General features: G+C 51.5%; 12 protein-coding genes. 2 read left to right on the top strand and 10 right to left on the bottom strand.

Features of this window, described 5'->3' with window-relative positions:
• Nucleotides 1-65: 65 nt before the first annotated feature.
• Both AC58P5_RS02800 and AC58P5_RS02805 read right to left on the bottom strand, forming a co-directional pair.
• Nucleotides 66-980, bottom strand: a complete 915-nt coding sequence (locus tag AC58P5_RS02800; protein ID WP_497384435.1) for an NAD(P)/FAD-dependent oxidoreductase — start codon at nt 978-980, stop codon at nt 66-68.
• A 49-nt stretch (nt 981-1029) separates the two neighbouring features.
• A complete protein-coding gene (locus AC58P5_RS02805; RefSeq protein ID WP_497384436.1) occupies nt 1030-1521 on the bottom strand; it encodes an RrF2 family transcriptional regulator in 492 nt (163 codons plus the stop codon).
• A 1182-nt stretch (nt 1522-2703) separates the two neighbouring features.
• On the opposite strand from AC58P5_RS02805, the gene AC58P5_RS02810 reads away from it, so the two are divergent.
• Entirely contained in the window at nt 2704-3507 is an 804-nt protein-coding gene (locus AC58P5_RS02810; protein ID WP_497384438.1) for a hypothetical protein, read from the top strand.
• A gap of 436 nt (nt 3508-3943) precedes the next feature.
• Here AC58P5_RS02810 and AC58P5_RS02815 read toward each other — a convergent pair whose 3' ends face one another.
• A complete protein-coding gene (locus AC58P5_RS02815) occupies nt 3944-5029 on the bottom strand; it encodes an AI-2E family transporter (RefSeq protein ID WP_497384439.1) in 1086 nt (361 codons plus the stop codon).
• Nucleotides 5030-5223: 194 nt separating this feature from the next.
• Between AC58P5_RS02815 and AC58P5_RS02820 the strand changes: the two genes are divergently transcribed.
• A complete protein-coding gene (locus tag AC58P5_RS02820; protein ID WP_497384440.1) occupies nt 5224-6132 on the top strand; it encodes a LysR substrate-binding domain-containing protein in 909 nt (302 codons plus the stop codon).
• On the opposite strand, the gene AC58P5_RS02825 is transcribed toward AC58P5_RS02820, so the two are convergent.
• The 7 genes from AC58P5_RS02825 to AC58P5_RS02855 all read right to left on the bottom strand — a co-directional run bounded on the left by AC58P5_RS02825 (nt 6129) and on the right by AC58P5_RS02855 (nt 18125).
• Nucleotides 6129-7118, bottom strand: coding sequence for an aldo/keto reductase family protein (locus tag AC58P5_RS02825; RefSeq protein ID WP_497384441.1), 990 nt, complete (start codon nt 7116-7118; stop codon nt 6129-6131). The genes AC58P5_RS02820 and AC58P5_RS02825 overlap by 4 nt on opposite strands.
• A 526-nt stretch (nt 7119-7644) precedes the next feature.
• Nucleotides 7645-8826 (bottom strand): NupC/NupG family nucleoside CNT transporter, encoded by a 1182-nt coding sequence (locus AC58P5_RS02830; RefSeq protein ID WP_497384442.1) that lies wholly within the window; start codon nt 8824-8826, stop codon nt 7645-7647.
• Nucleotides 8823-9536, bottom strand: a complete 714-nt coding sequence (gene deoD / locus AC58P5_RS02835; RefSeq protein ID WP_497384443.1) for a purine-nucleoside phosphorylase — start codon at nt 9534-9536, stop codon at nt 8823-8825. Before deoD ends, AC58P5_RS02830 begins: the two co-directional genes overlap by 4 nt.
• Nucleotides 9537-9666: 130 nt before the next feature.
• On the bottom strand, nt 9667-11106 hold the full coding sequence (locus AC58P5_RS02840) for an AcpB/EbpR/MafR family transcriptional regulator (RefSeq protein WP_497384445.1): 1440 nt from the start codon (nt 11104-11106) through the stop codon (nt 9667-9669).
• 221 nt (nt 11107-11327) lie between these two features.
• The gene (locus tag AC58P5_RS02845) at nt 11328-13061 is read right to left on the bottom strand and encodes an ABC transporter ATP-binding protein (protein WP_497384446.1); all 1734 of its coding nucleotides are present in this window, start codon (nt 13059-13061) and stop codon (nt 11328-11330) included.
• Nucleotides 13058-14842 (bottom strand): ABC transporter ATP-binding protein, encoded by a 1785-nt coding sequence (locus AC58P5_RS02850; protein WP_497384447.1) that lies wholly within the window; start codon nt 14840-14842, stop codon nt 13058-13060. Before AC58P5_RS02850 ends, AC58P5_RS02845 begins: the two co-directional genes overlap by 4 nt.
• A 31-nt stretch (nt 14843-14873) precedes the next feature.
• A complete protein-coding gene (locus tag AC58P5_RS02855; protein ID WP_497384448.1) occupies nt 14874-18125 on the bottom strand; it encodes a non-ribosomal peptide synthetase in 3252 nt (1083 codons plus the stop codon).
• Between the last annotated feature and the right edge of the window lie 103 nt (nt 18126-18228).

Genomic DNA, 18228 nt, shown 5'->3' on the forward strand with positions numbered 1-18228 from the left:
TGGAGGGACTAGGGGTATCCGCTGACGGCTTACCCCTGCATCTGCGCCGTTGCAGAAACCTGAGATTAGATCCGGTTGTCCCAGGCTTCCGCAAGCAGCTCCGTGTTTATGCCCACGGCGGCAAGGGAACCGAGAGAAGCGGCCGTGATCGCCTGATACATTTCGGTTGCGGCATCGCCGGCACTGAAGACGCCCGGTACGTTCGTTTTGCCGAAAGGATCGGCCACGACCGAGCCCCCTTCTGTCATGCGGCAGCCGATTTCACGCGGCAGATCCGAACCGGCAGCGAGCTTGGGCGCAAAGAAAATTCCTTTGCACGGGATCGCACTGCCATCGGCAAGCACAACCCGCTCCGCCATACCGCCGGATGATTCAATTCGCACGATGGGCGAATCAAAAACCGGGATGTGATGCGCCTTGAGCTCCCCGCGCTGTTCTTCCGTCAACTCGTCGGGCCCGTTGGTGCAGATCGTCGTCCGCTTGGACCAGCCTGAAACCGTCCGGGCCAAATGCATGGCGGCCCCTCCCTTGACGATCAGAACAAGGGGCTGGTCCCTTAGCTCCCACCCGTCGCAATAAGGACAGACAAACGCGCTTTTGCCGTAAACGTCCGCTAAGCCGCTAATGTCGAGCGGAAGGTCCTTTTTTCCTGCCGCGAAAAGAATTTTTTTACACCGGTAAACCGATCCTTGCCCTGTGGTGATTACAAAATTGCCGTCCGCCCCCGCGACCGTTACCGCTGAATCCGTAACGAAACGGACCGAAGAATACGCGGCAATCTGCTCCCTCGCAACGCGCCGGAACTCCGCCGGGCTAATGCCGTCCCGTGTCAGAAAGCCGTGCGACTCGCGGGTAACCCGGTTGCGAGGCCGCTCTTCGTCGATGACGACTACGCTTTTTCTTGCCCTGCCCAGCACGAGCGCCGCGCTCAAACCTGCCGGACCCCCGCCGATAATGCCTACATCGATTTTTTGTTCCATATTATCATCCTCCTGGATCTTTAATGTCCATAATTGGTGCACAAGAAGATTATGGCTTCTTGTCAGCTGCCTCGCCGCTTCTGGCGGTAGCCGAGTCGAGAACGGACTGGATCGTGTGCCCCTTTAAATAGTCGTTCATATGCCGTTCGGCGCCCATCATCACTTTTTTGACCAGACACTCTCTATGGTCCGTACCGTCTGACGATTCAGGCTCCAAAACTTCCGATTCGAAAAACATCGGGTGATGCTCTTCACTGATTTTGAAACATTCATACATATGCTGGCGTCCTTCGATCACCTGAATCACGTCGAGAAAGGTGATTTGATCGGTCTCGCGCGCCAGTTCGTAACCCCCGCTTGCTCCCGGTACGGCACGAACAATCCCGTCTTGCCGAAGCTTGGACATGATTTTGGACAAGTAGCTTTCCGACACGCCGAGCCAGGCCGATAATTCCTTAATGCCTACGTTACGGCCGCGTTCCGTATGGGCTAAATGAATCAGTGCATGCAGAGCGTACCCGGTGCTTTTGGAAAATTGCATGATTTGGCTGGCGCCTCCTTCCGGTGCGAATTAAAAATGAACGAAGATTAACGCCGTATTCACCATTTTTAATTATAGATCTATAATGTCTATAATATACAACAATATATGGTTTGGCAAGCGGAAAACTGATTCTTCCCGGGCATGTCAATCGGCCGAACAGCTTCGCTACCAATATTACAATTAATAGGGTAAATTTAACCTGACGAATTCAAGGAGGATTTCTTTCTATGCGATTAAACAGAACGGCGTTTATTTTTATTTGGTTAATCGGGGCTGCACTTGTCTTTTACGGAATCATAAAATTGGAACGGTTCCTGGATGCTGAAAGTATCAAATCTACATACTCAATCATTCTCTTGCTTAGCGGCTTCAAAATTTTGTTGTATATGCTGACCGGGATTTGCAGCGGCACCCTGTTTCTCACCAGTCAACTGACGGTTCACCGGGCCCTATTTTTTGCGGTATTTATTCTGTTTTTCATTTTGAGCTTTTATCCGCTTCTGATATTTGCCATGCCTATGCCGATGACGGATTTCCTTATTCTCCATTACCAAAAATTCGCGTTCATAGCGGGTTTGTGCTTATTTATGTCGCTTTACAAATTCAAGGGAAAATTCCCGGCCCGCCCGCATCAGGCAGGAGAACCCGCAAGTGACCGGGCTGCAGGCTTTCGGGACTGACGGCAGGGCCTGACTTTAGACCATAAAAAAGACACGTTCTTATAAGAGCGTGCCTTTTTTTGTCCGTAAATTCAGAATCTAGCCGATTAAGGTTCAATACCTCATTCTCAAGTTCCTCTTTACTCGCTGGCATAATTTCTCTACATTTTTGTACGAATTCGTCCTCGTAATTCTCCCTAGCATACTTAATTAAAATTCCAGCCCTATCATTCAGAGCCTATCTGATTCGTTCCTTTTCAACCAGTCTTAGTTTATCAAGAATATGTTCCACTTCTCATTCATTAGCCCACGCCTTGTACGCTCGATGGATAGCATCTTAGCTGAAAAATTCTTTTTTAACCAACCCGCGAATTTCCTGACTAATTGGTCCTCAGTCGTCATTGAGTTTCATAATATTCATGGAACGCATGGATCATCGTCAATAAATTAAGGAAAAGCACCATAACCACCGGACATCAATATAGATAAATATCCCTATTCAGAAAAAAAGAGGTGCGTTATGTATCATATGCCTGGAATTGTTTGCCCCTGCTGCGGTGGTTATTATCAAATTCAGCCTTATCGACACAGTAATTTGAACTATCCCACTCAAACGTATGACTCCTTGTATAGACCCCCGATAAGTGAAATCACAACTGTGCTACCTGTTAAGGATGATCCGCAAGCAAAATTAATCACAGACCCTGCACTAATTAAACATTATGCGCAGAAGCTAAATGTTCCGACTACTACACCACAACATCACATATCGCCAAAACCAACACCAATCTCACCAGGGGCGGGCTATCAGCAAAAATCTCCGCCACATGCAGCACCAGGAGGATCTCAAAGTGGAGGCGCCAAACATGGAGGGGCTGGCTATGCATCTAATTTATATCATCGTGAATCGCTGTGGTTGTTTGGTTTTAAATTTCCCGAGTTCAAAGGAACAACATGCTATAAAGTATTTACAACCATATTTGGTAAAAGCAAAATCCCTTATCCATGTTTTTTATCCCGGGATTCCCAGATTGATTATTATGGATGGGTGGAATATCCCCAGAATCTTGAAGCATACCTGAAAGAGCAAATAAACAGTTGTTTATATTATGCCGAAGGGGCGGCCAAAGGCGCCGGAGTCACTGCTTTTATTGCGGCTTGGGAGGGTGGTATAGAAGCTGCCGCTGCAGCTGGACTAAGTGCGGCATTCACAGCGTGGCAGGTCGCAATGAGTGATTGCCTTAAAAAAATACCTGAAAACTTTAGAAATCAGGTTGGTTACGGGATAACTTGGTATATAACTTCTTTAAATGATTGGCATTAAACGTATTTTGTTTAGCTGTAGTTTCTGCCTTCCAAGAGTAGCCATTGGCTACTCCTTTTTCTTTAAAGACACTAAATGAAACGAAAGACATTCCGAGGGGGGGGTTAGGCCGGCATCCTGTAGCCGACACCCATTTGCCTCTTAGCTCTTCAAAATCTAAAAACCTTTCCCCCAACGGAACTTCAATGTGCTCAGTCTCTTTGCAAGTGCAACAGGTAATTCGGCTACCGTCGGGAATAAGATAATGTTCTTGTCACCCCACACCACACGTTATGTTGAATTGGTCTGGTAGAATAGTCTTTAATGGGAAAATTCCCCTTATCGACAATTCAAATTATTCCTGCCCCTCTTTTCGTAAATTTTACCACCATCCTTCCCTAACCCCAAAAAGAAAAGACCGCCTGGCGGCAGTCCTTCTCTCAAGCAAGCAAATTTTCTATTCCACGAGCTCCTCCACTTTCTCCGCCAAAAACAGCGAATATATGCGCACGATAATGATTTTCAGCACAATGTACGCGGGAATCGCGAGTATGACGCCCAGTATCCCTGCAATATCGCCGGCGACCAGCAGTAGAATGACCGTCGTCAGCGGATGGATATCGAGTCTTTTTCCGTAAATGTGGGGGGACAGCAGGTTTCCTTCGATTTGCTGCGCGATAACCGTCACGACAAGCACCCAGGCGACCATGGCGGGCGAAACGGTAAAAGCGACAATAATCGTCGGGATAGCGCCGAGAATAGGCCCGATGTACGGAATAATATTCAAAATCGTCGCCGCAATGGCCAGCAGAAGCGAGTAAGGAAGATCAATGATCAGAAACCCTATGTACAGCATGACGCCGAGCAAACTGGTGATGATCACGCGACCCACGATAAACCCGCTAAGCGCGGAATCGATTTGGGCCAGCACTTCCTTCCCGTCCCGGCGGTAACGCCTTGGAATGACAGTCAGAATCGAAGACGGAATATGCTCGCTTTCCTTTAGCATGTAATACAGAATGATCGGCACCGTCGCAATAATGATCACGAAATTCGTCAAAATCGAAACCACATTGGACACATAGTCGGAAGCCGCCGTAATGCCCCGGTTCAAGTATTCCGAAAGCTTCGTCGACAGATCCGATTCGCTTCCCGCGAACATGGAGAACATCCGGTTCTGCTGCAGACTGGCCATCTGATGCTTGAAATTCTCGATCAGGCCGGGAACCCCGTTCACGAAGTTCTCCACCTGATGCTGAAGTGTCGGCCATACGCCCGCTACGAAGACGGCTGTGATCGCACTCAGCACAAAATACACCAGAAGAATAGACAAGACTTTGTTCAATTTCCGGGTCGTTAAATAATGGATCACGGGACGGAGCAGATAAAAGAAAAAGCCCGCCATCATAAACGGAACGATCAAAATATTGATCATCGTGATCAAGGGGTTGAACACAAAGCTGATTTTGCTGAAAAGCAGAATAATCAGAAGCACGGAGATAATTCCCAGACATACACGGAAAAATCGGCTCTGAAGGTACATGTTCCTCTCCCCCTTCTCCTTTTTGTACGGCAAGCGCCGAATTACGTCCTGCCATACATTACCCGGATCGGAGGAAACTCAATACAAGAAAAAACACAGACCGGGACGCGAAATTTTGCCGCCGCGAGAAGGCCTGTGATAAAGTAAATTTGCAGAGGGAGCGACTATTTTCTTGCGAAAGGAAATTCGAATGTATGGACTTGAAAAAACTGCATTATTTTATCGCCGTGGCGGAAGAGCTTCACTTCAACCGGGCCGCGAAAAAACTGAATATGACCCAGCCTCCCCTAAGCCAGCAAATCCAAGTCTTGGAGGAAGAACTCGGCGTTAAGCTGTTCGAGCGTACCAAGAGACAGGTTCGGCTGACTCCTGCAGGAACCGTGTTTTTAGAAGAGTCCAGAAACCTTGTGGGCCAACTGGAACAGTCCATCAGAAAAACACAGCTCGCCGGACAAGGCAAAATCGGGAATCTGTCCATTGCTTTCGTGGATTCGGCAGTCGGCGGTACCATGGTCGAGGTTTTAAAATCGTTTCGCGAAAAGTTTCCCGATGTTCAGCTCACGCTGACGGAAATGACGACCACCCAGCAGCTGCAAGCTCTGCACGACGCCAAAATCGATGTTGGCTTCCTTCGTTCGGCTGATCCGTCCGCGCATATAACCTCGAGGCTTTACGCAAATGAAACTCTGCTTGCCGTATTGCCCGTTATGCACCCGTTAGCCGGACAAAAGTCCCTGTCTATACATTCTCTGGCAGATGAACCTTTTATCATGTCTCCGCACAATAAAGGGGCGGCTTTTCATGAGTTGATTTTCGATTTTTGCGGGAAGCATGGGTTTCAGCCCCGTATTGTCCAGGAAGCGGTTCAAATGTATACGATCGTTAATCTCGTAGCGGCCGGGATAGGGATTTCAATTGTTCCCTCTTCGGTATCCGCCTTCCGGCGAGAGGATGTCGTCTTCCGCTCCTTTAGTGAACTAGCGCCGTTCGTTCCTCTTTATGCTTCTTGGAAAACAGACAGAAACGAAACCGTTCTGATGAATTTTCTGGACGTCTTGGAAGAAAAAACAGCCGGCGAAGCTTCCCGGACTCCGCATGCTTAACCGGTCTTACTTGGATCAAACTCCGCAATATCACTCAGAATAAGGTCGATTTGCCTCAAGACCTCCGCATCCAGCCGGACTCCCGACGCTTTTACATTTTCTTTTACCTGCTCGGGCTTCGAGGCGCCGATAATAGCCGACGAAACGTGCGGGTTTTGCAAAACCCATGCCAGCGCAAGCTGCGGCATTGTCAAACCGGATTGTTCCGCGAGCGGACGGATCCGTTCGACGGCCTGGAGTACTTCTTTGTGCAGCCACTGTCCGGCCAAACGATCGAAGAACGGGGCACCCGCTTCCGCTGAAGCGCGGGAACCTTCCGGCACCGGCTTGCCGGGCGCATATTTGCCCGACAGAATCCCCTGCGCCAGCGGCGACCACACTACCTGTCCGATGCCTTCACGCTCGCAAGCCGGGATAACTTCGCCTTCAATCACACGCCACAGCATGGAATATTGAGGTTGACTCGCCACGAAGGGAACGTGCAGTTCTCTTGCCAGAGCCGCACCGCGCTTGATCTGTTCCGCGGTCCACTCGCTGACCCCGATATAAAGCACTTTCCCCTGTCGGACGAGGTCCGAAAACGCTAAAAAGGTTTCTTCGAGCGATACGTCCGAATCGAAACGGTGTGCGTAATACACATCGATGTAATCCGTTTGCAATCTGCGCAGAGAAGCGTCGCAGCCCTCCATGATATGTTTGCGCGACAACCCTCTATCGTTAGGTCCGCTGCCCGTAGGATGGAAGACCTTCGTACAGAGCTCTATGCCGTCACGTCGTATCCCCTTAAGAGACACTCCCAGAACGGATTCCGCTCTCGTCTCGGAATAAACATCCGCCGTGTCGAAAGTCGTGATTCCGGCATCCAGTGCGGCATTCACACAGGCTTGCGCCGTACGGTCATCCACTTGAGCCCCGTGTGTGATCCAATTTCCCAAGGCCATTTCACTAACCGATAAGCCGCTTTTTCCGAGTTTCCTGTATTTCATTTTTCTTTCCTCCTTCCGTTTGAATCCGATTATAACAAGCCTCTTTTGATATTAAAAATATATATTAATCACTCTATTAATATGTTTTTCGTATTATTTGTACTGCCTAATAAAAAGGCTGACCGTCCGGTTCCGGTGCGATCAACCTCTTGCGCATACCGGTACAAGCTCCCGGCGTCCGCGCGCTCTATTATTTCCGCTGCAAATCGGTCAGATTCCGCCATTTGATCCGCTTCATATTCTCTTTTGCAAGAATGTAGCGGATAACGACTTGAAGGCCAGGAACAGGTTCCCCTCGAAATTCGTCCGAAAGGAGCTTCGGGCTCCAACCTGTCCCTGCAGACGGAACGATTTTCCGACAAAACTGAAAACCGGAAGCGTAAAATCGCTTCCGGCTAAATGACCGGCACTTTGCGGCCGGCGGTTTTGTATGCTTTTATAGGAGGCTGTACTTGAGAAAGGTATGAATGGTTAGGAAGCTTTGCCGCAAAACCAGCCGGAGTATATCTTATACAGGGGGCAATTATCAGAATACGATACTTATAATCGTCGCCGACAAGAAGCTTACGAGAGCCGCTCCGTACAAGAGCTTAAGCCCGAAACCGGCCACTACGTTGCCCTGCTTCTCGTTCAGCCCTTTCACCGCACCCACGATCGTACCGATCGATCCGAAGTTAGCGAACGAGATAAGGAATACGGACACGATTGCCCGGGTACGTTCACTGAAATCGCCTTGAATTTTCACAAAATCAAGCATAGCCACGAACTCGTTCGCCACAATTTTGGTAGCCATGATGCTTCCCGCTTTTACGGCCTCGTTCCAAGGAACGCCTATGAGGAAGGCGAACGGGGCAAGAACGTACCCGAGTATGTTTTGGAACGAAATCCCGAACACACCGCTGAAAATGCCGTTAATCATGGCGATGAGAGCAACAAACCCGACCAGCATGGCGCCGACGATTACGACAACTTTGAAGCCGTCCATAATATACTCGCCCAGCATTTCGAAGAACGTCTGTTTCGTCTCGTCCCGGGTTTCCAAAATATCTTCTTCCGGCTTCACTTCGTACGGATTGATGATCGATGCGATAATAAATCCGCCCAGAAGATTCAGCACCAGTGCGGCCACCACATATTCCGGCTTCAGCATCGTCATATAGGAACCGACAATCGACATGGATACCGTCGACATTGCGGAAGCGCACAATGTATAGAGCCGGTTTCTCGGCAGCAGCCCGATCTGCTTTTTGATAGAGATAAACACTTCGTTCTGTCCGAGAATCGCGGAAGCTACCGCATTGTAAGATTCCAGTTTTCCCATGCCGTTCACTTTACTTAAGGCAAGCCCGATATATTTGATAATAAAAGGCAGTATTCTGTAATACTGCAGGATTCCGATCAGAGCGGACATGAACACGATCGGCATCAGGACGTGGAAGAAAAACGAGTGAATTTTATCGTTTACGATTCCGCCGAAGACGAAGTCCGTCCCCGCGTTGGCAAAGCCGAGCAGCTTGGCAAACCCGTCCGCAAATCCTTTTACCAGAAATTCTCCTACGCCTGTTTTAAGCAAAACCATTCCTAAAATGATTTGCAGAGCAATCATCACGAGGACCGGCCGGTACTTGATCTTTTTCTTATCCGAACTGACAAGCCATGCGAGCGACAAAATGACGATAAGGCCGATCAGAGCCACCGCATATTTCATACGGTATCCTCGATAATCGTCTGCAGGGCGACTTCGGCCATCTGATTGAAAGATTGCTCGCTGTCTTTGTGCGCGGAACGTTCGTTTGTAAGAAGCTGGCTGCCTACCGTCAAAATACTCAGCGCTTTCACTCCGTATTTGGCGGCAAGCGTATAAAGCGCGGTGCTTTCCATCTCGACGGCGAGAACGCCGAACTCCATAAACGTATGCAGTCTGTCGAGGGTATGGCGGTAAAACTCATCGGAATTGTACACATTCCCGGCAAATACGTTGGCGCCGCTCCGCTTGGCTCCCTGATACGCCTGCATCAGCAAGCCGAAATCGGCCGTGGGGGCGTAACTGCAGCCATGAAACATTTTGTCCGTCATGTTGCTGTCCGTCGAGACCGCCTGGGCCAGCACAAGATCGCGGATCTTGAGATTCGGCTGCATCGCGCCGCACGTGCCGATCCGGATCAGTTTCTTTGCTCCGTAATCCCGGATTAACTCCGTCACGTAAATGCTCATCGAAGGATTGCCCATGCCGGTACCTTGAACCGAAACGGGAACCCCTTTATATAACCCGGTATAGCCGTACATCCCTCTCACTTCGTTATGGCAGCGCACATCATTCAGGAAATTCTCGGCTACGAATTTAGCGCGCAGCGGATCTCCCGGCAGCAGGACGCGTTCGGCGATTTCTCCGGGTTTGGCTTCCAAGTGGATACTCATGTTGTGTTTCCTCCTCGATTGTCGTGGATCGGCGGTTCGCAACCGCTTTCAACCACAGCATAAAAGAATCCGCGGCCGGAAACTAGACACTTATAAGCCGTTGAATACGGAATAATCGGGACCAAGTGTATTACTCAAGCAGTTCTTTCCGAATGTTTTCCAAATCCCTTTTCGTCGGTATGGCGGAAATGATCACGGCGGGCACGGTTTTCAGCGCAACGGGCATCGTACTTATAATAAAATCAATCTCCCGCTCTCGGACGGTTTCATCGCTTAGTTCATGCAGGATGGAGGTTTCAATCGTCAACTCGTCGCCGATCTCCCTTTTAATCCGGTTGGCCACATAATGTCGGACGGAAAATTCTTCACCGATAATGAGAAAAGCCTTTTTGCTTTTATACCGGACATTGGAGCTGACGATAAAACCGAGCTTGACGAGATGGTACGAGCTGACCGATACGGCAGGGTATTCACGGCTCCAACGGTTTATGCACTCCGTTACCCCTTCGTAAATAAGAGGCTCTTCCTGGCGCATGTAGGCGATCAGCCGGCTTTTCGATACCGCCATCAGTTCGGGAATGGCATTATCGATCATCAGCTTCTCGAAAAACTCGCACATTTCCATGACAAACCGCTGGCCGGCAGCTAACGAAGGGAAAGTTTCCCTGAGCAAGGGTACAAGTTTGTTGATCATCCGGTATTTGGGCTCCTCGTTCCTATGGAGAGCCTCCTCCTGCTCCAGGGCCATTTCCCTTTCGTTCCGGTAATGGTACTGACTCAGGCTGAATAACGACTGCAGGAAATACATTTCTTCCCGGGCCATGGCCAGGCCGTATTCTTGTCTAAGCTTTCCGGCTAAACGGCGGACGGATTCATAGAAAGCGCCGTTTTCCCAGTCGTAAAACTCCCCGCTTACCGAAACGGAATGTCCCTGCCGGATTCTTTCCAGCGTAACGGCGATCAGAAAAATCAGACTGCGTTTGGAATTCAAAAAATAAACGATCCCTTGTTCTTCTTCTAATTCCGTTATCCAGTCCTGGATTTGCTCAAAATCTACCTCTGCGAACGGCCAGCCTGAATAAGGATGTGAATCGGAAAACAATTTCCAGTAAAAATACCGGATGTGTATTTCATTTCCTTTAAGCGCCGGAGAAGAATAAGCGAGCCGCAGGCAGGACGGCTTGAGATCTTCCCGATTCAGTTGAATAATGAATTTTTTAAACGACGAAGCGCTCATATAAAGCAGCTCCGCCAGCTCCTCGGCGGAAGCCTGACCGCCGTAGATGAACAACCTTTGCATAAGGCGGTAATAAGATGTCTGCCTGAACTGCTCCACAAGAACTTCCCGGATAGTCGGTCCGTGACGTTCGCGGCGGAAGAAGATGCCCTTGCCCCTGGAAACTTCGATACTCATGGTGCCCGGCATAAGCGTCGTGATCTCCTCCACCAACTTCCGGACGGACTTATCCGATATGCCAAGCTCCCTTTCGGCCTCCCCGAAAGTAAACCACCGCTCTTCGGAATCCAGCAGCTCGATCAATGCCTTCATCATTTTGAAATCCTTGTTCATTTCATCACCTTCCAGACCCGGTATCCCCCGACTTTCGTACCCTCATTATACCGGTATGGAGCGGATTATCCACCCTTCCGGTCCGGATCAATGTGTGCATAACTAAGGCTCTACCACCAAATGTTCCCTTCCGCACGCAAAATAATCCCAGTCCGGTTAACCGGACTGGGATTAGGATGTTCTGCCCTGCGCGGGCATAAGGGTAACTTTCTGCCGTACTGTCAGCCGTACAATCTCGCGTAATAACCGCCCTGTTCCAGCAGATCCCGGTGCGTTCCCCGCTCCACAACCGTTCCCTGGTTCATCACGGTAATGGAATCCGCCTTTTCCACGGTGCTCAGGCGATGGGCGATCAGAATCGTCGTCCGTCCCTTCATCAGCTCGTTCAGAGCCCGCTGCACCCAATGCTCCGACTCGTTGTCGAGTGCGGACGTCGCTTCGTCCAGGAGCAGAATCGGGGCGTTTTTCAGGATGGCTCTGGCAATCGCGATACGCTGTCTTTGTCCTCCGGACAAAGACGCTCCCCGCTCCCCTGCCTGGGTTTGATACCCGCCCGGCAGTTCCTCGATAAAATGATGGGCATACGCGGCCTTGGCCGCCTCGATCACCTCGTCCGCCGTCGCCTGCGGGTTGCCGTAACGGATGTTCTCCTCGATCGTTCCGCTGAACAGAAAAGGCTCCTGCGGCACATAAGCGATCTGGCCGCGAATTTCGTCCAGCGTGTAGGTGCCGAAGAGTTTGCCGCCGAGCAAGATCTCCCCGCTATCCACGGGATAGAAGCCGAGCAGCAGCTTGATCAGCGTGCTTTTGCCGCTCCCGCTCGCGCCCACAATCGCCGCAACCTGTCCCGGATATACCTGCATGGACATTCTGCACAGCACCTTCTTATCCGCCTGATAGGAAAATTCCACGTCCCGGAACTCCACCATCGCCTCCGAGGACTTTTCGGGATCGGGCAATCCCAACCTTTCCGGCTCTTCTTCCTCCGATAAAATTTCCTCAATCCGGTGTGCGCCGGCTAACGAATTTTGCGCCATAGACAGCACCGTCCCGAAATTCATAATCGCATGGGTCAGGTTGATTTGGAGCACCGCAAGCGCCGCAACGCTTCCCATCCCGATCAGCCCGTAAGCATACAGCAGGCTTCCGATGACGATAATTCCGCAGAACGTGACATAGCTGACAAAATGGTTAACGGCGGCCTGCAGCCCGTTCTTCCTTGCGGTTTGCTCGGCAAGCCGGGTCACTTCTTCGTTCAGGCTCCGGTACTGGGAATACACCGGACGGATATGAAACAATTTCACGAGCTGAATGCCGCCGATAAAGTCTTTAAACTTTTCGGTCATCCGTGCTAAAGTTTGCAGCGACTTCTCGGAAAGGACACGGATTTGCCGGGCAAACCGGGCACTGATCGAGAAAGAAACAAGCAGAACGAGCAGCGAGACGGAGGCGAATCTCCAGTCGATCAGCACCATCGAAAGGATGGAGCCGACACTGAACACCACTTGCAGCAGCAGCATGAAATAAATGCTGGAAAAAGTGAGTTCTACCGCGGCCACATCGTTATTTACCCGCGACATCAGGTCTCCGTGGTGCGTCTGTTCCAGATATTTCGGCCGGAGCCGGCAAAATTTCCGGTAAAGACGCTCACGCACGTCCACAATCGTAAATTCGACGCTGCGCTGGTACAAATACGTAAACCAGGGGGAAATGACATTTTCGAGGAGCAAAGCCCCCGCCAGGATATAGAAAGCACGATACATCAGAGCCGAATCGCGGTAATCGGCAAAGTTGACCAGATTCTGGACAACCAGGCTGAAGGAAACGAGAAACAGTGTCTGGTTGACTGCCGTAATACCGAGACCTGTGTAATACTGAATTTTGCGTCTGCGGTTCATGAATCTCATTAAGTACACGAGTTCTTTCACCTGTGAGATTAATCCGCCGCTCTTCATGTGTAAACTGCCTCCTTGCTTTCCGCAAGACCGGTAAACTCCTGGAGGAACGATTGAGCGTACAGCCCTTTCTTCTCCAGAAGCTGCGCATGGGTCCCCGCTTCGACAAGCTTTCCTTGCTCCATGACCCATATTTCGTCGGCATTCTGAACGGTAGACAGCCGGTGGGCGATAACGATTGTCGTTCTTTCGCTCATCAGAACACTCAACGCTTCCTGCACAGCGCCCTCGGATTCCGGATCCAACGCGGATGTAGGCTCATCGAGCAGCAGAATGGGAGCATTCTTGAGAAGCGCACGGGCAATAGCGATCCGCTGACGCTGGCCCCCGGAAAGAAAGCCGCCCCGTTCCCCGACATACGTCTGATATCCTTCAGGCAGACTCATGATGAACGCGTGCGCTTGCGCTGATTTTGCAGCCGCGATCACTTCGTCCATGGACGCGTCTTCCCGGCCGTACGCGATATTGTCGGCTACGGTGCCGCTGAACAAGTACGATTCCTGGGTCACAACGGAGAAGTGCGAACGCAGCTGATCCGGGTTGCTGCCGTTTATCTGCTGGCCGAATACGCGGATGTTTCCCTGCCCGTCCTCCAGCGGATAAAAGCCGCACAGCAGCTTGAAAACCGTGCTCTTGCCTCCGCCGCTTGCGCCCACCAGGGCGATCGTTTTTCCTTCCGGCACCGTAAAGCTCAAATTTTGCAGAATGGGAGAACCGTCTTTATAGCAAAAAGAGACGTTCAGAAACTCGACCGGGGCAGAGGCGGTTTTCGTAATCGCATGCCCCTCCTGATTTTCGGCAGGCTGTTCCAAAATATCGGAAACCCGCTTTAAAGCGCCGGACATCTCGAACGTACGCGTGATAAGTTCGGGAATATGATCGAGCGGCTCCAAGCACAGATTCAGCAGATAAAGAAACGCGATCAATTCTCCGGTACCGAGCTCCCCTTTGGAAATCAGATAACTTCCGTAACTTACGGCAAAAATGATAGGGCTGATCATCAGCGTGGACAAGAGAGGATTAACCCACGCTTCCCTTTTTTTCACGGCCAGTTTTTTCTGCGCCGTCAGCAGCAGAAGTGACTGATAGGAACGGAACAGCAGACCCGACAGCAAATAACTCTTCACCACCGGCATACCGCCAAGTGTATCCTGCAGATTCATATTCATCCGTCCCATATTCGCCTGGGCTTCTTCCGTCAGCTGCTGAAGCTGCTTGCCGATCCAGTGCGATACGAGCAAGGATACGGGAAAAAGCAGCAGACTGTACATCATCAGCTCCCATTGAATCCAGATCAGATAAGTGAAGCAGCCGACGAACAGCAGCGGATGATAGAACCACTGGGCCAAGTCCCGGCTCATAAATTGTTGAATGAGCTGAAGATCGCTGCTGATCCGGGAGAGAATATCGCCGGAATGCTGCTTTTCCACATAATGAATAGGCAATTTGCCGATATGGTTCATCACGTGATTGCGGATATCTCTCACCGCCAAAGCGCTGCTCTTCTCTACTCCGTAGATCATCAAGTATTTCGCGGGCACTCCGATCAGAATGACGAAAAAAACGGTCCATACGATTTCGATGACAACCGGCCCCGCTCCGTTTTCGGCCTGGGATGTCAATTGTTCGATCAAACTGCCCGTCCACACTTCGATGATGGCCGCGGCAATCGCGGATACGGTACCTGCGATCATCCAGCCTCTGTGACGGTTTACAAACGTTAATAACCAGCGGAATGCTTTCCATGCAGCGTATACGCGTTTGCTTTTTTGTGCCGCCATTGGGTCCCCCTTCCCGGCGATGGACCGCCCGTCAGCTTCCATGCAGCACCTTCGGCGTTGCTCCGTTTCGCTGCGCGATTTCATCCAGGATCCGTAGGATGACCTCAGCCGTCCCATCCAGACATTCCGGCTCAAGCAGCTTCTCGTGCGCGCCCGCAAGCTTGTAGTCCGTGTAGATTCCCGGAGCCGCTCCGCGCCATGACGGCAGTCCGTGCTCCAGCCGGAATGCGTCGCTGTCTTCGGCGATCAGCTCGTGGATATGCCCTTCAACCGTTCCTGTGTTTATGAGCTGCGCTTCATACATCAAAGTTGCGCGCACCTTGCTGCTGACACGCTCGCGGATTACGGGGTTCGCCATCAGTTCTTTTTCCGTATCCGACAAATCCTCCAGTATTTCCCGCCATTCGCTTTCGGTCGTCTCCAGAGGCGTCAAAGTTTCCTTGATCCAGGAATCCACCATGATCAAGTCCGAGACGCGATAGCCCCTCTTCTCCATCCTCTGCGCGACTTCAAACATTAAATTCCCGCCGAAACAGTAGCCGAGCAGCACGTAAGGAGCTTCCTCCTGAATGCGCACGATTTCGTCGACATAGTCGTCCAGCATCTCTTCGTAGCTTTCCGAATCTTCGATGAAATCGGTCCCGTACAGGACGAAACGGTCGTCCAGCAGGTTCGCGAGTTCCCGGTACCCGATACCGAATCCGCTTCCCGGCGGAAAGCAAAATACATTCAAGGCTCCGTTTTTATTGAGCTTGATAAACGATTGCCCCTTTATCTCCAGACCCGATTCGCCGCCCCCGAGTGCCATCTCTTCCACGGTAAGATTCTTAAACTGCTGATTCAGCGGAACTTCGATGCCGGTTTCGTCATAGATCGTTTGAATCAGCCGCATAAGACTCAGAGAACTGCCTCCGAGATCGAAAAAGTTATCTTTCACGCTGATGCTCCGAAGACCGAGCACGTCCTTCCAGATTTGGGCGATCTTCACTTCCAGCAGCGTACGGGGCGCGACAGACTCCACCGGCTGCTGCGTGCTTTCTTCCGGAGCGGGCAATGCCTTCCGGTCGATTTTGCCGTTCGGCGTCAGCGGCATCCGGAGCAGCTGCACAAAGTGCGCCGGGATCATGTAGCCCGGCAGCTCTTTAGCCAGCGCTTCCTTAAGCCCGGCGGCCGTCAGCTTCGACTGCGCCACGAAGTAAGCGCACAGCTGCTGACCGTCCGCCACCTCACGGGCGATAACGATCGCTTCCTGTACGGACGGCACTTTCAGAAGCTGCTCCTCGATCTCGCCGGTCTCGATCCGGTAGCCCCGGACTTTCACCTGATGGTCGATCCGGCCCCTGTATTCGATGCTGCCGTCAGGCAGCCACCGGGCCAGGTCGCCGGTCCTGTAAATCCGCTCGCCCGGCGAAAAGGGATTGTCCACGAACTTCTCGGCCGTCAGCTCGGGACGGTTCAAATATCCTCTCGCCAAGCCCGCGCCCGCGATGCACAGCTCTCCCTCTACTCCAGCAGGCACTAGCTGCCGATGATCGTCCAGGATGTAAATCCGGTGGTTCTGAATCGGACGGCCGATCGGGACCGATTTCAGCCCGTTAGTATCGGTACTTGCAGTCCAGACCGAAGTGACGATCGAAGCCTCCGTCGGACCGTAGGCGTTAAAATACCGCACCTTATCTTTCCACTGCTGCACGAATTCGGTCGATACGGCCGAGCCTCCCGTAATCAGTTTTTGCAGACTCGGCATCTGATCCGGGTTTAAATAGGCCGCATATGTCGGCGGCAGGATTGCGGCCGTAATTTCGTTTTCGTGCATGAAGCGCTGGAACGACCGGTTGTCCAGAATCGTGTCGGCAGCCGGGATATAGAGAGCGGCCCCGAAAAACAGCGCCTTGAACACTTCCCAGCACGACGCATCGAACGATAAGCTGGCGAACTGGACAATTCTGTCCGATCCGGTGATGCCGAGTGTATCCTGAAACATGTGCTTCAGGCTGACCAGCCCGTGGTGCTCCACCATCACGCCCTTAGGCTTACCCGTCGTACCGGACGTGTAGATAACATAAGCCAGATGATCCGGCCCGTTAACCGGCTCCGGATTAGTGCCGTCGGCGCTGTAGGAGTTCTCGTCATCGAGCGCCAGTACAGTTCCCGCATATGGAACCCGGTCCAGCAGCCGCCGCTGAGTCAGCAGTAGTTTCGCACCCGAATCTTCCAGCAGGTAGCGGATACGCTCCTCGGGATACTCGGGATCGATAGGCACATATGCGCCACCTGCTTTTAAAACCGCCAAAATACCGACGACCATCTCCAGCGAACGTCCGGCCATCAAGCCGACAAGCTGATCCGGCTGCACACCCTTCGCACGCAGCGTACGCGCCAGCCGGTTCGCCCGCTCGTTCAGCTCCCGGTAAGTGAGACGTTCCTGCTCGAAAACCACCGCTGTCGCATCCGGAACGCGGGCCGCCTGCTCTTCGATCAGCCCATGTATCGTTTTCTCCCGTTCATAGTGTGTTTCCGTGTTGTTAAACTCAACAAGCAGCTGCTGCTTTTCCGAAGGCGAGAGCATATCCGCTCCACCCAGTTCAAGATCCGGCTGAACTAACAGGACGGACAAAATCTGCACGAGATGCCCGGCGGCTTTTTCAATAAAATCGCCGTCATAGCGCTGGTTATGGAAACTCACGTTCATGCCGATGGAATTTTCGTTCAAATCGAATTGAAAAACAGTATCCGCAGCGGCTTTTCCTTGAACATCCGCCTTATGGATTTTTTTGTAGGTAACAATCGTATTCAGGACAGGGGTCCCTTCGGGATTCGTTTCGATATTCAGAGAACCCGTCATTTTCCGGAACGGGAGATGCTGATTTTCCAGCGCTTCGCCGATCGCCAGCTTGACTTGACCAAGCAGGGATCTGAACGTGGTTTCACGGTTTATGTACGTTTTAATCAGGAGAAAATCGTGGATCGACGGTTCTTCCCCGAGTCCCGTTTCGGCAGGGATCCCGACGAGCACATTTTCCCGCCTCGCGTATGTATAGAGCAGGCAGTTTACTCCCGCCAGCATGATCATAAAAACAGCCAAATCCGATCCGTTGGCAAGTCGGAGGATTCTTTCGGACAGCGCCGGCGGCAGTGTGAGGCTGACAGCGTCCGGACTCCCTTCGGAATTCAGGCCTGCTGCGGCCTTCGAGGACTGATTGTACGGAAGAAAGGTTAAGCTGTCTTCGGCATTGAATTTTTCTTTCCAATACATTTCTTCCTTTTCAAACAACGATTTCATGCGTACCTCCCCTAAAATGGATATCGGCCCATACCCGGAGCGCATGCCCCTGGTATCCGGACATACACTCTTCAGGCATGAACAACTAGTACCTGGCAGGGCT

This window comes from Paenibacillus sp. JT31N7, from assembly GCF_059692095.1.

Coding starts and splice junctions, on each gene's coding strand:
- AC58P5_RS02825 (WP_497384441.1), bottom strand. CDS start 7,118: ATGAAATACAGGAAACTCGGAAAAAGCGGCTTATCGGTTAGTGAAATG.
- AC58P5_RS02805 (WP_497384436.1), bottom strand. CDS start 1,521: ATGCAATTTTCCAAAAGCACCGGGTACGCTCTGCATGCACTGATTCAT.
- AC58P5_RS02810 (WP_497384438.1), top strand. CDS start 2,704: ATGTATCATATGCCTGGAATTGTTTGCCCCTGCTGCGGTGGTTATTAT.
- AC58P5_RS02850 (WP_497384447.1), bottom strand. CDS start 14,842: ATGGCGGCACAAAAAAGCAAACGCGTATACGCTGCATGGAAAGCATTC.
- AC58P5_RS02830 (WP_497384442.1), bottom strand. CDS start 8,826: ATGAAATATGCGGTGGCTCTGATCGGCCTTATCGTCATTTTGTCGCTC.
- AC58P5_RS02840 (WP_497384445.1), bottom strand. CDS start 11,106: ATGAACAAGGATTTCAAAATGATGAAGGCATTGATCGAGCTGCTGGAT.
- deoD (WP_497384443.1), bottom strand. CDS start 9,536: ATGAGTATCCACTTGGAAGCCAAACCCGGAGAAATCGCCGAACGCGTC.
- AC58P5_RS02815 (WP_497384439.1), bottom strand. CDS start 5,029: ATGTACCTTCAGAGCCGATTTTTCCGTGTATGTCTGGGAATTATCTCC.
- AC58P5_RS02855 (WP_497384448.1), bottom strand. CDS start 18,125: ATGAAATCGTTGTTTGAAAAGGAAGAAATGTATTGGAAAGAAAAATTC.
- AC58P5_RS02820 (WP_497384440.1), top strand. CDS start 5,224: ATGGACTTGAAAAAACTGCATTATTTTATCGCCGTGGCGGAAGAGCTT.
- AC58P5_RS02845 (WP_497384446.1), bottom strand. CDS start 13,061: ATGAAGAGCGGCGGATTAATCTCACAGGTGAAAGAACTCGTGTACTTA.
- AC58P5_RS02800 (WP_497384435.1), bottom strand. CDS start 980: ATGGAACAAAAAATCGATGTAGGCATTATCGGCGGGGGTCCGGCAGGT.